Origin of the sequence: Roseobacter sp. GAI101, from assembly GCF_000156335.1 — a bacterium.
In the GTDB taxonomy this organism is placed as follows: Bacteria; Pseudomonadota; Alphaproteobacteria; order Rhodobacterales; family Rhodobacteraceae; genus Sulfitobacter.
Genome location: NZ_DS999213.1, coordinates 2013445 through 2025816, shown reverse-complemented (window position 1 = coordinate 2025816; position 12372 = coordinate 2013445). Strand labels below are relative to the sequence as shown.

13 protein-coding genes are annotated in these 12372 nt (G+C 57.9%); 5 read left to right on the top strand and 8 right to left on the bottom strand.

Annotated features, from left to right (window positions below; genetic code table 11):
• Nucleotides 1-71: 71 nt before the first annotated feature.
• Both RGAI101_RS22135 and RGAI101_RS09410 read right to left on the bottom strand, forming a co-directional pair.
• The gene (locus tag RGAI101_RS22135; RefSeq protein WP_008226229.1) at nt 72-245 is read right to left on the bottom strand and encodes a hypothetical protein; all 174 of its coding nucleotides are present in this window, start codon (nt 243-245) and stop codon (nt 72-74) included.
• Nucleotides 246-346: 101 nt separating this feature from the next.
• The gene (locus RGAI101_RS09410) at nt 347-526 is read right to left on the bottom strand and encodes a hypothetical protein (RefSeq protein ID WP_008225423.1); all 180 of its coding nucleotides are present in this window, start codon (nt 524-526) and stop codon (nt 347-349) included.
• A 366-nt stretch (nt 527-892) separates the two neighbouring features.
• Between RGAI101_RS09410 and RGAI101_RS09405 the strand changes: the two genes are divergently transcribed.
• The gene (locus tag RGAI101_RS09405; RefSeq protein ID WP_198133691.1) at nt 893-1696 is read left to right on the top strand and encodes a lytic transglycosylase domain-containing protein; all 804 of its coding nucleotides are present in this window, start codon (nt 893-895) and stop codon (nt 1694-1696) included.
• Nucleotides 1697-1758: 62 nt separating this feature from the next.
• Here the strand turns inward: RGAI101_RS09405 and RGAI101_RS09400 are convergent, their stop codons facing one another.
• The 6 genes from RGAI101_RS09400 to tldD form a co-directional block, all read right to left on the bottom strand.
• A complete protein-coding gene (locus RGAI101_RS09400) occupies nt 1759-2385 on the bottom strand; it encodes a 3-oxoacid CoA-transferase subunit B (protein WP_008225367.1) in 627 nt (208 codons plus the stop codon).
• A complete protein-coding gene (locus RGAI101_RS09395; protein WP_008225236.1) occupies nt 2385-3080 on the bottom strand; it encodes a CoA transferase subunit A in 696 nt (231 codons plus the stop codon). Before RGAI101_RS09395 ends, RGAI101_RS09400 begins: the two co-directional genes overlap by 1 nt.
• A gap of 181 nt (nt 3081-3261) precedes the next feature.
• Nucleotides 3262-3825, bottom strand: coding sequence for a L,D-transpeptidase (locus tag RGAI101_RS09390; RefSeq protein ID WP_008228588.1), 564 nt, complete (start codon nt 3823-3825; stop codon nt 3262-3264).
• Between the two features lie 114 nt (nt 3826-3939).
• Entirely contained in the window at nt 3940-6585 is a 2646-nt protein-coding gene (topA, locus tag RGAI101_RS09385) for a type I DNA topoisomerase (RefSeq protein ID WP_008226122.1), read from the bottom strand.
• 270 nt (nt 6586-6855) lie between these two features.
• Nucleotides 6856-8007 carry a DNA-processing protein DprA gene (dprA, locus tag RGAI101_RS09380; RefSeq protein WP_037227858.1) on the bottom strand — a complete coding sequence of 384 codons (1152 nt, stop codon included), beginning with the start codon at nt 8005-8007 and terminating at the stop codon, nt 6856-6858.
• A gap of 113 nt (nt 8008-8120) precedes the next feature.
• Nucleotides 8121-9542: a metalloprotease TldD gene (gene tldD / locus RGAI101_RS09375; RefSeq protein ID WP_037229343.1), complete on the bottom strand. Its 1422-nt coding sequence runs from the start codon at nt 9540-9542 to the stop codon at nt 8121-8123.
• Between the two features lie 175 nt (nt 9543-9717).
• Here tldD and coxB point away from each other — a divergent pair, with 175 nt between their 5' ends.
• The 4 genes from coxB to RGAI101_RS09355 all read left to right on the top strand — a co-directional run bounded on the left by coxB (nt 9718) and on the right by RGAI101_RS09355 (nt 12364).
• Nucleotides 9718-10614 carry a cytochrome c oxidase subunit II gene (coxB, locus tag RGAI101_RS09370; protein ID WP_037227856.1) on the top strand — a complete coding sequence of 299 codons (897 nt, stop codon included), beginning with the start codon at nt 9718-9720 and terminating at the stop codon, nt 10612-10614.
• Nucleotides 10615-10677: 63 nt separating this feature from the next.
• On the top strand, nt 10678-11616 hold the full coding sequence (gene cyoE, locus RGAI101_RS09365) for a heme o synthase (RefSeq protein WP_037229341.1): 939 nt from the start codon (nt 10678-10680) through the stop codon (nt 11614-11616).
• A complete protein-coding gene (locus RGAI101_RS09360) occupies nt 11613-11789 on the top strand; it encodes a hypothetical protein (RefSeq protein WP_037227854.1) in 177 nt (58 codons plus the stop codon). Before cyoE ends, RGAI101_RS09360 begins: the two co-directional genes overlap by 4 nt.
• Nucleotides 11789-12364 carry a cytochrome c oxidase assembly protein gene (locus RGAI101_RS09355; protein WP_008225552.1) on the top strand — a complete coding sequence of 192 codons (576 nt, stop codon included), beginning with the start codon at nt 11789-11791 and terminating at the stop codon, nt 12362-12364. Before RGAI101_RS09360 ends, RGAI101_RS09355 begins: the two co-directional genes overlap by 1 nt.
• Nucleotides 12365-12372: the final 8 nt, after the last annotated feature.

The window sequence follows — 12372 nt, the reverse complement described above, 5'->3', positions numbered from 1 at the left end:
AGATGGCGCGTACCTGTCGGCATGAAATCATGGCCGCAGCGGGTGAAGTGCCTTGAACAAGCGCTGCGGTATCAGATGCCGCCGGGTTCGACCTTCATCAAGCTATCGGCAAGATCGACGGTGCCCGTCGTGATGCTGGTAATGATCGTAACGCCCAACAAGACGATGGCCGCGCAAAGCACGACCCAATCGACAGTTACAGCCCCGCTTTCGGTCGCGCGAAATTTCTTCAAGTGAAAAAGCATTTGGTGACAACCTCCACGAAGGACGGGGGTATCTTCAAAAATGGCCGCATCCTGATTTGCAGAATGCGGCCACCTTTTAAGCTGTGTAGCCGAAGAGGCTATTATGTTGGCTTTTGTGTCGCCATGAAGGAGTTGGTGTCGCTTGTCAGGTTGGATGCGCCTGTTTCGATCGAGGAATAAGCGGCAACAGCCAGGCCAACTACGGCTGCGGTCAGAACAACCCAGTCAACAGTCACGGCACCGGAGTCGTCTTTGCGGAAGTTTTTGATAAAGTTCATCATGGTATGTCCCTCCAAGGATCATTAGGTTTTTTAATCTGTACCTTGTCGTTGGTGTCTGGTGCCGTCTCTCTCAGTAAGCGCCTGTCCGACTTGGTATGACCTTATATAGCCGTCTGATTGGGGCATGAATTTGGCGGCAAATATGGCTTTTGATGTTTTGCAGTTCTTTTTTTGAGAAAACATATTAGCGCACTGATTTTAAAAGATAAAAAAAGTAAAAATTTTCAAGGAGCCACATATTTCAATCCTGTCGCCGTGCAATTATGGCAAGCTCGCCATGATTTGCGCCATGATTTGCTAGTTTGGAGGCGGTTTTCATGAGATATTATGCCATCGGGCTTAAAAGTATAAAAAAAGCAGGCATAAATGTTTCGATTAATTAACGTCTCGCTCATTGTGGGGGCCTTGGCTGCGCCGGCGCTATGGGCAGATTCGCCAAAACCTTTCCCGAATTTCGAAGCCAAGCGGGTGAAGCCGCCGAAAGCCGGCAGTACCAACAGAATCAATGTCTTTATCGAACCAAAGGTCGATGCCGTGCCGGAGGCGGTCGCGACCCCGTCGGGGGCGATTGCACCCGCAGCACCAGGGCAGTTTGACTGGTTCTGGGCCCGGATATCGCCAGATGCGGCATCCTCGGGCCCTGGCCGGCTTGAGGATGCGATGATCACGCTTGCCACCGCGAGCACCAAAGTCCCGGCACCCCGCATGCAGCAGATGCAAGAGATCGCAAAGACCAATGGGATCGACATCCTGCGATCGACCATCGGCACGTCGGTCTCTCCTGCGCTTGTGCTGGCCGTGATCACGGTGGAATCGGCAGGGCGGGCAGATGCGGTAAGCGGGGCAGGGGCTGAAGGGTTGATGCAGTTGATGCCGGACACGGCGGCGCGGTTCGGTGTGACTGACAGCATGAAGCCGACTGAAAATATCCTGGGCGGTGTCAAATATCTTGATTGGCTGATGGGCGAATTCGACCGCGACCCCATTCTGGTTTTAGCGGGATACAACGCTGGCGAAGGATCGGTGCGCAAACATGAAGGCGTGCCACCCTTTGCCGAGACACGCGATTACGTGCCCAAGGTGCTTGCCGCGTTTCAGGTCGCCAAGGGCCTGTGCCAGACTCCGCCAGAGCTGATCACGGATGGCTGTGTCTTTGCTGCGATGAAATAACGGTACGACAAAGGGCACCAACCCTAACGGCGGTGCCCTTTCAGTTTCGTTTCGTGAAAAGATCAGACGATGGTGGCGAGGGTCGCTGCGCGCAGCTCTTCTTCGGTCACGCCTTCGGCGCATTCCACAATTTTCAGCCCTCCTTCGACAACATCCAGCACACCAAGGTTGGTGATGATACGGTCAACCACGGCTTTGCCGGTCAGGGGCAATGTGCATTCCTTCAGCACTTTGCTGTCGCCGTGCTTGCTGGCGTGATCCATCACGACCACCACGCGGCCGACGCCCGCAACCAGATCCATCGCGCCGCCCATACCTTTGACCAGCTTGCCGGGGATCATCCAGTTGGCAAGGTCACCGTTTTCGGCAACCTCCATCGCGCCAAGGATCGCCATGGCGATTTTGCCACCGCGGATCATGCCGAATGATGTCGAGCTGTCGAAATAGGACGTGCGATCCAGTTCCGTGATGGTCTGCTTGCCCGCATTGATCAGGTCAGCGTCTTCTTCACCTTCGATCGGGAACGCGCCCATGCCCAGCATGCCGTTTTCCGATTGCAGCGTCACATCCATGCCTTCGGGGATATAGTTCGACACCAGCGTCGGAATCCCGATGCCCAGGTTCACATACCAGCCGTCTTGCAGTTCCAGTGCGGCGCGTGCCGCCATTTGATTGCGATCCCAAGCCATTATGCAGTCCTCACTGTGCGCTGTTCGATGCGTTTTTCGTGATCACCCTGGATTATGCGGTGCACATAGATGCCCGGCAGGTGGATGGCGTCGCCGCCAAGGCTGCCGCGCGGGACGATCTCTTCGACCTCGGCGATGCAGATCTTGCCACACATCGCAGCAGGTGGGTTGAAGTTGCGCGCCGTCTTGCGGAACACAAGGTTACCGGTGTCGTCGGCCTTCCATGCCTTTACGATCGCCAGATCCGCGACGATCCCGCGTTCCAGAATATAGGTCTCGCCGTCGAAATCCTTGTGCTCCTTGCCCTCGGCGATCACGGTACCGACGCCGGTCTTGGTATAGAAGCCGGGGATGCCCGCGCCGCCGGCGCGCATGCGTTCGGCCAAAGTGCCTTGCGGGTTGAATTCAAGCTCGAGCTCGCCGCCCAGGTACTGGCGCATGAATTCCTTGTTCTCGCCAACATAAGAGCTGATCATTTTTTTGACCTGCTTGGTCTGCAACAAGATCCCGATGCCGAAATCATCGACGCCTGCGTTGTTCGAGGCAAAGGTCAGATCCTTGGTGCCCGCGTCGCGAATGGCATTCAGCAGCAGTTCGGGGATGCCACACAGGCCAAACCCGCCCGCAGCGATCAACATACCGTCGTGCAGCACGCCTTCCAGCGCCTCGGCGGCACTTCCATAAACTTTCTTCATTCGGGCTCCTTTCGATAGGGGGTTTAGACCCCGCTACTTCACATGCATATGCTTCTATGACGCGACGTTAGGGATGTGTCAAACGTGGCTCAGGCGCACCCGTCGGGATGCGCCTGAAAATGCAGTCAAAACCGAAAGGCCACAGTCCGGATGCCCAATCCTGCGCCTTTGGCTGGCTGCGCTAGATGATCCGGACCTGCGTCCCGACGGGGGCGATCTGGAAAAGCGCCTCGATCATGTGGTTGTAAAGTCCGATACACCCGTCCGAACTTTGCCGCCCGATCTTGCGCGTGTCATGGGTGCCGTGGATCAGATAGGCGGGCCAATCGAGATACATGGCATGCGTGCCCAGGGGGTTGTCCGGACCGGGGGGCATGTACTTCAGATCAGGATTGCGTTCGATCATGCTGGGTGTCGGTGTCCAGTCCGGCCCGACGCGCTTGCGCACGATCCGCGTATATCCGCGCTTGGTCAGTTCGTCGCTGCGCGGAACAGACGTCGGGTAGATGTTGTAGGTCTCGCCATCGCCGCTCCAGAAATGGAGCGCGCGCGATGTTGTGTCTGCAACGATCGCCGCCTTGCCAAGCGTGTCAAAGTGGTCTTCCCACCGCTGCTGCGTAAAGCTTGATGTGTTGTGCCGCACCGCTGCGACATCTGTCGTTTCAGCCCGTAGAATTGCCGGCATGAACGCCGCAGCCCCTGCTGCCCCAATCAATCCGCGCCGTGAAATCTTCTGCTCTGCCATCTAACTGCTCCTTCTTCTGCGGCATTTCGCACATGGGTCGCAGAAAGAGGGCAGGTCGGCAATTCACATATTCATGAATTTCAATATGTTCACGATTTCGTCAGTCGGATAACGTCACTCGGCTTTCTTTGCAGGGGCCTTTTTCTTGGCGGGCGCTTTCTTTTTGACCGCAGGCTTCTTTGCCGCTGCTTTCTTGGCTGGTGCCTTCTTTGCTGGCGCTTTCTTGGTCGCAGCCTTGCGTTTTGCCGGGGACTTGGCCAGCTTCTCTTCGATCAGCTCAACGGCGCGCTCCATCGTCAGATCGGCAGGCTCGATCTCCTTGGGGATTGTCGCATTGACCTTTTCCCACTTCACGTAGGGGCCGTATTTGCCTTCCATAATGTGCACGTCACCGCCCAGATCTGGATGTTCGCCCATCTCGCGGATCGGTTTGGCTGCCTTGCCACGACCGCCACGGCTGGCGACCTTTTCGGCCAGCAGTTGGACAGCGCGGTTCATGCCGACGGTAAACACCTCGTCCAGCCCCTCGAGATTGGCATTGGTTCCGCCACGATCCGACGTGCTGGGGGCGTGTTTGATGTAAGGCCCGTAGCGCCCGATATTGGCCCAGACCATGATGCCGTCTTCTGGATGCGGCCCGATTTCGCGGGGCAGGGACAGCAGCATCAGGGCACGTTCAAGATCAAGCTCTTCTGCGGGCCAGTCCTTGGGGACCGACTGGCGCGGCGGTTTCTTGTTTTCTTCGGTCACCGGGCCGCGCTGCACATAGGGGCCAAACCGCCCTTTGAAAACGCGGATTTCATCGCCCTGATCTTCCCCCAGCAGCTTGCCGTCGGGTGGGATGGCCGATGCTTCGGCCTCTGGGTCGGGGGGGCCGAACGGGCGCGTATAACGGCATTCGGGATAGTTCGAACAGCCGATGAACGCCCCGCCGGACCGCGCGGTGCGCATCGACAGGCGTCCGATCTCGCAATTCGGGCACAGACGCGGGTCCTTGCCGTCTTCGGTCGGGGGGAAAAGATGCGGCTCAAGCACCTCGTTGATTTTTTCGAGCACTTCAGTAATGCGCAGATCGGCGGTTTCCGCGATCGCAGCCGAGAAATCTTTCCAAAAACGGGTCAGAACGTCTTTGTAATCCGCATCGGCAGCACTCACTTTGTCCAGCTGGTCTTCCAGATCGGCGGTGAAATCGTAGCCTACATATTTGCGGAAGTAATTTTCGAGAAATGCGGTAACAAGCCGGCCTTTATCCTCTGGGAACAGCCGGTTGCCTTCCTTGCGCACATATTCACGGTCCTGAATCGTGGTGACGACGCTCGCATAGGTCGACGGACGTCCGATGCCAAGCTCTTCCATTCGCTTGACCAATGTCGCTTCGGTATAGCGTGGCGGCGGCTGGGTAAAATGCTGCTCGGGTGTAATGGCACGCTTGTCCATCTTGTCGCCCTGGCTGATTTGCGGCAGGCGCTTGTCATCCTCGTCGACCACATCGTCGCGGCCTTCTTCGTAGACGCGCAGGAAACCGTCAAACTGCACGACCTGACCTGTGGCACGCAGGCCGACCTGCTCATCCTTGCTGCCGATCTCGACCGTGGTGCGCTCCAGCCGCGCGCTCTCCATCTGGCAGGCCAGCGTGCGCTTCCAGATCAGATCATACAGCTTGCGCTGGTCCGGTTCGGTCAGTTTCAGCGCGGCGGCATCCTTGGACATGTCCGTGGGCCGGATACATTCATGCGCCTCTTGGGCATTCTTGGCCTTGTTCTTATAGATACGCGGGGAAGAGGGGACGTACTCCGCTCCAAACCGGTCCTTGATCGCATCGCGGGCCATGTTCATCGCTTCGGGGGCCATGTCGATGCCGTCGGTCCGCATATAGGTAATGTGCCCGGCCTCATATAGCCGCTGTGCCGTGCTCATCGTCTGGCGCGCACCCATGCCGAACTTGCGGCTGGCTTCTTGCTGCAAGGTCGATGTCATGAACGGGGCTGACGGGTTGCGGCTGGCCGGTTTTGCCTCAACACTTGTGACTGTCAGGTCGCGGCTGTTGATCGCCTGCACGGCCATCTCGGACTGCGTATCGTTGGCCAGATCGAACCGATCAAGCTTCTTGCCCGCAAGGGTGACAAGCCGCGCTTCGAACTCCTGCCCGCGCGGGGTCGCAACCAATGCCTTGACGGTCCAGTATTCGCGATTGCGGAACGCCTCGATCTCCATCTCGCGCTCGACGATCAGACGCAAGGTCACCGATTGCACACGGCCCGCCGATTTCGCGCCCGGCAGCTTGCGCCACAGAACCGGCGACAGATTGAAGCCGACCAGATAATCCAAAGCGCGGCGCGCCAGATAGGCCTCGACCAGCGGCATATCCACCTGACGTGGATTTTTCATCGCCTCGGTAACGGCGGCCTTGGTGATCGCGTTAAAAACGACGCGGCTGACCGGCGTATCCTTCTTGATGGATTTGCGTTGGGTCAGCGCCTCTTGCAGGTGCCAACTGATCGCCTCGCCTTCGCGGTCGGGGTCAGTCGCGAGAATCAGTTCGTTGTCATCCTTCAAGGCGTCGGCGATTGCCTTGACGTGTTTCTTGCTGGCCGCAGCGATCTCCCACTTCATGTCGAAATCATTATCTGTATCGACCGACCCGTCCTTCGGCGGCAAGTCACGGACATGACCGTAAGACGCCAGAACAGTGTAGTTACTGCCCAGATAAGAGTTGATCGTTTTGGCCTTGGCAGGTGATTCGACGACAACAACGGGCATAAAATTAAGTACCTTGGATCAGATGAATTGGCTCAGCGTGTGCTTTCACATGTGGCGTGGGGGGTGTTTTGTCAATGCGCTGATCTGACTGATCTGATCTATGCCAAGTGGAAATTATGCTCGGACGCCGATTTGGGAACCTCACTGCATAAGCCTCGTAAATCGGTGCTTTCCTTTTTCCAGATGGTAAAAAATCCCGGGGGAGGTCCGGATGAAATCCGGGGCGGGGGCTGGCCCCCATTCGTCGATTTCAGCGCATTCCGGGAAAGATCATCCCGTGCGCGAGACCAATCCACCAGGCTGGCGCAATATCTGGCCTTCCAATTCCAGGTCAATCAAGACCGGGGCCACTTTGGCCGCAGATGCTTGCAGGTCACGGATCAGTTGATCCTCTGCAATCGGGCTTGGGCCAAGGCGTGACAAGATTTGCAGATGTAAAGCCGCCGTTTCGCGCAGCGACCGCGTGGGGGCTGGGGCGCTTTCGGGCAGCCCCAACTCCGCTTGGCGGGGCTGCACGGCATCGGCCCGGCCCAACAATTCGATCACGTCCGCAGCATTGCGCACCAATGTCGCCCCGTCGCGCAGCAACATGTTGCATCCGGCCGCGCGCGCATCAAAGGGGTGGCCGGGCACTGCCAGAACTTCGCGCCCCTGGTCCAGGGCGTCACGTGCCGTGATCAGGCTGCCAGATTTCGCGGCCGCTTCCACGACAATGGTGGCGTGGCTCAATCCGGCGATGATCCGGTTACGGCTGGGGAAGTGGCGCGCCATCGGCTGCAGGCCCATCGGCTGTTCTGACAGACGCAGCCCCGATGCGGCAATGTCGGCCGCAAGCTGCGTGTTTTCTGCCGGGTACATGACGTCTACACCCCCTGCCTGCACCGCGATCGTGCCCGTGCCAAGCGCGGCAAGGTGCGCTGCGGCATCAACGCCGCGTGCCAGACCGGACACAACGACATATCCCGCCTCTCCAAGCCCTTGGGCCAACGCTTTTGCCATTCGCGTCCCCAACGAGGATGCATTGCGCGCCCCGACCAGAGAAATCTTGGGGCGGTGCAACAGATCCAGGTTCCCGATCGCCCACAGGAACGGCGGGGCGTCGTTCAGATCGCACAATGTCTCGGGATAAGCATCAGTGCCGTGCATGATAAGTTGCGCGCCAGCAGCTTTGGCGGCGCGCAACTCTGCAAAGACTACCCCTTCGGGGCAGATCTCATAGTTTGTTACTCCCGCGGCGCGCGCTACCTCGGGCAGCGCGACCAGCGCATTCTGCGCAGTGCCGTGTTCGATCAGCAGACGTTTATACGTAGACACACCGACCCGGCGCGAGCGCAACAGACGAAGGCGCGCGAAGCTTTCATCTTCCGAGGTGGGTGGGATTGGGGGGTGAGTGGAAGAAGGATTGTAGTCCTTGTCAGTCATCCCGCGTCTCCGTCCGTTGCTAGAATCAGGTATAGGTCGACCTGGTTAACAACGCATGAATCGGTCCCCGCCCATTCTTGTTAAACGGGCGGGGACACGTTCAGCAGTAGCTGTCAGGCTGCAGCCCCGCCAACGGTCAGCCCGCCGATCATCAGGGTCGGTTGACCGACGCCGACTGGCACCCATTGACCGGCCTTGCCGCAATTGCCCATGCCGGGATCAAGCGTGGGGTCGTTGCCGATGGCGCGGATCTGCTTCAAAGCAGTGGCACCGTCACCGATCAACGTCGCACCCTTTACCGGCGCGCCGACCACGCCGTTTTGAACGCGGTAGGCTTCGGTACAGGAAAACACGAACTTGCCATTGGTGATATCGACCTGCCCGCCGCCGAATCCCACGGCATATATGCCATCTTTCAGGTCGGCCACGATGTCGCCGGGGGTCATACTCCCGCCAAGCATGTAAGTATTGGTCATCCGTGGCATCGGAATATGCGCATAGGACTCGCGCCGCCCGTTACCGGTGGACTGGACGCCCATCAGCCGCGCGTTCTGACGGTCTTGCATATAGCCAACCAGAACACCGTCCTCGATCAAGACATTCTTGGCCGACGGCGTGCCTTCGTCATCAACGCTGATCGACCCGCGCCGGTCCGGTATCGTGCCGTCGTCCAGCACAGTCACCCCTTTGGCTGCGATCTGCTGCCCCATAAGGCCGGAAAAGGCGCTGGAGCCCTTGCGGTTGAAATCGCCCTCAAGACCGTGGCCGATCGCTTCGTGCAGCAGGATGCCGGGCCAGCCGGGACCAAGCACGACATCCATCACGCCGGCGGGGGCGGGGACGGCATCAAGGTTAACGCAAGCGATGCGCAGGGCCTCGCGGGCTTTGGCCTGCCAATCAGAACGCTCAAGTAAGCCATCAAGGCCTACGCGACCACCGCCGCCCGCCGTGCCGCTTTCGCGCCGCCCGTTCTGTTCGACGATGATCGATACATTGACCCGCGTCATCGGTCGCACATCCCGGACGGACGTACCTTCGGGCCGCAGAATCTCGATTTCCTGGATCGATGCGGAAATCGATGCGGATACCTGCACGACCCGGCTATCGAGGCTGCGGGCGAAATCATCGATCTCACGAAGTGTTTCGACTTTTACAGGAAAAGCGGCCCCTGCGATAGGATCAGCATCCGTATACAGCCGTTGATTTGTGGAAATCGGCGCATCCGCCCAGGTGCCACCGCCATCGCCCACCGCCAACCGTGCCGTTTCACTGGCGCGGCGCAGAGCAGATTCGCTGATCTCCGACGAATGGGCGTATCCGGCCACTTCACCACGCACGGCGCGCAGGCCAAACCCCTCGGACGCATCATAGCTTGCGGTTTTCAGCCGGCCATCATCGAACATCAGCCCCTCGGACCGACGCCGTTCAAGGAACAATTCCCCGTCATCGGCCCCCGCAACCGCATCGCGCAGGACCTTGAGCGCCGCATCGCGATCAAGATCTGTCCCAAAAGGGTTAAAAGGCGTCTGGCTCATCCGAATGATCCCCAATCGTGTCATAAAAATCGCTTCGCGTCCGTTTGACGCAAGCACAAGTCTTTATCTTGAAGTTAGAATATGATTGTAAGACTGCAGATTACAACGGTTCGGCCTTGCCCAAGATGGGTCAGGCCCAGATTCGCTATCAATGGTCACAAGATCAGGACGACATATGAAACATCTTCTATCCCTTTCAGGTCTCATGGCCGCTTTTTCCGCAGTACCCGTGTGGGCACAGGAAAATCTTCGAATTGATGGTCTAGAGATCATCGGTGAACCCGTTGACGGAAAAATGGGTTTTCAACCTGCCGTGACACGCGTGGCGCAGGATATCCACGATCTGGATCACCTGATCCTCGTCATCATCACCCTGATCACCCTGTTCGTGACGGCGCTGATTCTCTGGGTGGGCTTCCGCTACAACAAAAAGCGTAACCCGACGGCATCGTCGTTCACGCACCACACCCCGGTTGAAATCGCATGGACAATCGTGCCGATTCTCATCCTGGTCCTGATTGGTGCCTACTCGTTGCCGATCCTGTTCCGGCAGCAGGAGATTCCGCAGGCCGATCTGACGATCAAGGCGACGGGCAACCAGTGGTACTGGTCCTATAACTATGTCGACGAGGGTTTCGGCTTTGACAGCTACATGATCGGCGCACCTGCGGTCGGCGGCGAAAACCGCAAGACACCCGAAGTGATCGCCCAGTTGGAAGCCGCAGGCTATACGGAGCAGCAATTCTTGCTCGCGACCGATACTGCCGTTGTCATTCCAGTGGGCAAGACGATCGTCGTGCAGGTAACCGGGTCTGACGTGATCCATTCCTGGGCGATGCCTGCATTCGGCGTCAAGCAGGACGCGGTTCCCGGTCGTCTGGCCGAGACATGGTTCAAGGCAGAGAAGGAAGGCACCTACTTTGGTCAGTGTTCCGAGCTGTGTGGCAACGCGCATGCGTACATGCCGATCACCGTCAAAGTGGTTTCGGAAGAAATCTATGCCGAGTGGTTGAGCCGGGCGAAGGCCGAGTATGCGGGCATTCCACAGCCTTTGACCGTGGCATCGAACTAAACACAACGTCTAGTGTCGGGGCGCGTTTTCCGTGCCCCGATCCACAATTCTGGCGGTATGAGTATGACTGACACAAGCACAACACATTCTGGCGAATACGAGGCGCAACTGGGCGATTACTTTGCCCTGCTGAAGCCGCGCGTGATGCAATTGGTGGTCTTTACCGCGCTTGTCGGCATGTTGGCCGCGCCGACGTCGGTGCATCCTGTGGTCGCCTTCGCCTCCATCCTGTTTGTCGCGATCGGGGCGGGTGCCTCGGGCGCGCTGAACATGTGGTGGGATGCGGATATCGACGCCATCATGCGCCGCACCGCAAATCGTCCGATCCCGTCCGGCCGTGTTCAGCCGGGTGAAGCGCTCGCCATCGGTGTCGCGCTTTCAGGGCTGTCTGTTATGATGCTCGGGCTGGCGGCAAACCTGCTGGCGGCTGGCATGTTGCTCTTTACCATTCTGTTTTACGCCGTGTTCTACAGCATGTGGCTCAAGCGTCTGACGCCGCAGAACATCGTGATCGGTGGTGCGGCTGGTGCATTTCCCCCTGTGATCGGCTGGATCATCGCAACGGGCAGTTTCTCTGTCGAGGCATGGTTGATGTTCGCCCTGATCTTCATGTGGACACCGCCACACTTCTGGGCATTGGCCTTGTTCATGCGCAATGACTACGACGATGCCAAGGTTCCGATGCTGACCGTCACACACGGTCGCCGGTCTACGCGCCGCCATATCCTTGCCTATACTGTCTTGTTGGTCATTTTGGCGATCGGGACCGGGTTTACGTCGATTGGCGGCCCGATCTATCTGACGGCTGCTGTGGTCCTGAACGTATTGTTCCTGATTGGTGCCATACGCATCTGGAAACGTGACGAAGATGATAGCGAAGCGGATAACTTCCTGATTGAACGCAAATTCTTCCGCTTGTCGCTTTGGTACCTTTTCCTGCACTTCGGTGCGATTCTGGCCGAAGCAACCCTTCGGCCCTACGGATTTGGAGGTTGGTCATGACCATCCGCGCAGAGCATGAAATTCACACCCGTCGTCGCGGGCGCAACTTGGGCATTGGTCTGATGCTTGGCGGGTTCGTCTTGCTGGTGATGGTACTGACCTATGTGAAAATCACCAACATCGACTTCAATGACCTGCCTGGTGGTGCCGTCCAAACTCAGGAGAGCAGCTGATGGCGATCTCTGGTCCTGCAAAGACGGTACTGCAAACGGTCTCTGTCGTTGTGTTGATGGGGGGGCTGGCATGGGCATCCGTGCCGTTTTACGATTGGTTTTGCCGGGTTACCGGCTTTGGCGGCACGCCGGGCCAGGTTTCCGCAAACTCCGAAGGAATTCTGGATCAGACGGTCACAGTTCGTTTTGACGGCAGCCTGAATGATGGCATGAGCTGGGAATTCAAACCGGTCGTCAACGAAATGGAAATCCGGATCGGTGAAACAGGTCTGGCCTTTTACGAGGCTTATAATCCGACCGACCACCCGATTGCTGGTCAAGCGGCCTATAACGTGACGCCTTACGCCGCAGGGGCATTCTTTGAAAAGATCGAATGCTTTTGCTTTACTGAACAAGTGCTGGCCCCCGGCGAGCGCGTTGAAATGCCGGTCAGCTTCTTTGTTGACCCTGAAATTGTAGCAGACCGTGATGGCAAGTTTGTACATACGATCACACTGTCTTATACGTTCTATGAAATTGACCTGCCCGAGGGATACGCAGCCCTTGATCAGGACAGCCAGACAAACCTGAATTAAGAAAAAGG

Coding starts and splice junctions, on each gene's coding strand:
- RGAI101_RS22135 (WP_008226229.1), bottom strand. CDS start 245: ATGCTTTTTCACTTGAAGAAATTTCGCGCGACCGAAAGCGGGGCTGTA.
- RGAI101_RS09410 (WP_008225423.1), bottom strand. CDS start 526: ATGATGAACTTTATCAAAAACTTCCGCAAAGACGACTCCGGTGCCGTG.
- RGAI101_RS09405 (WP_198133691.1), top strand. CDS start 893: ATGTTTCGATTAATTAACGTCTCGCTCATTGTGGGGGCCTTGGCTGCG.
- RGAI101_RS09400 (WP_008225367.1), bottom strand. CDS start 2,385: ATGGCTTGGGATCGCAATCAAATGGCGGCACGCGCCGCACTGGAACTG.
- RGAI101_RS09395 (WP_008225236.1), bottom strand. CDS start 3,080: ATGAAGAAAGTTTATGGAAGTGCCGCCGAGGCGCTGGAAGGCGTGCTG.
- RGAI101_RS09390 (WP_008228588.1), bottom strand. CDS start 3,825: ATGGCAGAGCAGAAGATTTCACGGCGCGGATTGATTGGGGCAGCAGGG.
- topA (WP_008226122.1), bottom strand. CDS start 6,585: ATGCCCGTTGTTGTCGTCGAATCACCTGCCAAGGCCAAAACGATCAAC.
- dprA (WP_037227858.1), bottom strand. CDS start 8,007: ATGACTGACAAGGACTACAATCCTTCTTCCACTCACCCCCCAATCCCA.
- tldD (WP_037229343.1), bottom strand. CDS start 9,542: ATGAGCCAGACGCCTTTTAACCCTTTTGGGACAGATCTTGATCGCGAT.
- coxB (WP_037227856.1), top strand. CDS start 9,718: ATGAAACATCTTCTATCCCTTTCAGGTCTCATGGCCGCTTTTTCCGCA.
- cyoE (WP_037229341.1), top strand. CDS start 10,678: ATGACTGACACAAGCACAACACATTCTGGCGAATACGAGGCGCAACTG.
- RGAI101_RS09360 (WP_037227854.1), top strand. CDS start 11,613: ATGACCATCCGCGCAGAGCATGAAATTCACACCCGTCGTCGCGGGCGC.
- RGAI101_RS09355 (WP_008225552.1), top strand. CDS start 11,789: ATGGCGATCTCTGGTCCTGCAAAGACGGTACTGCAAACGGTCTCTGTC.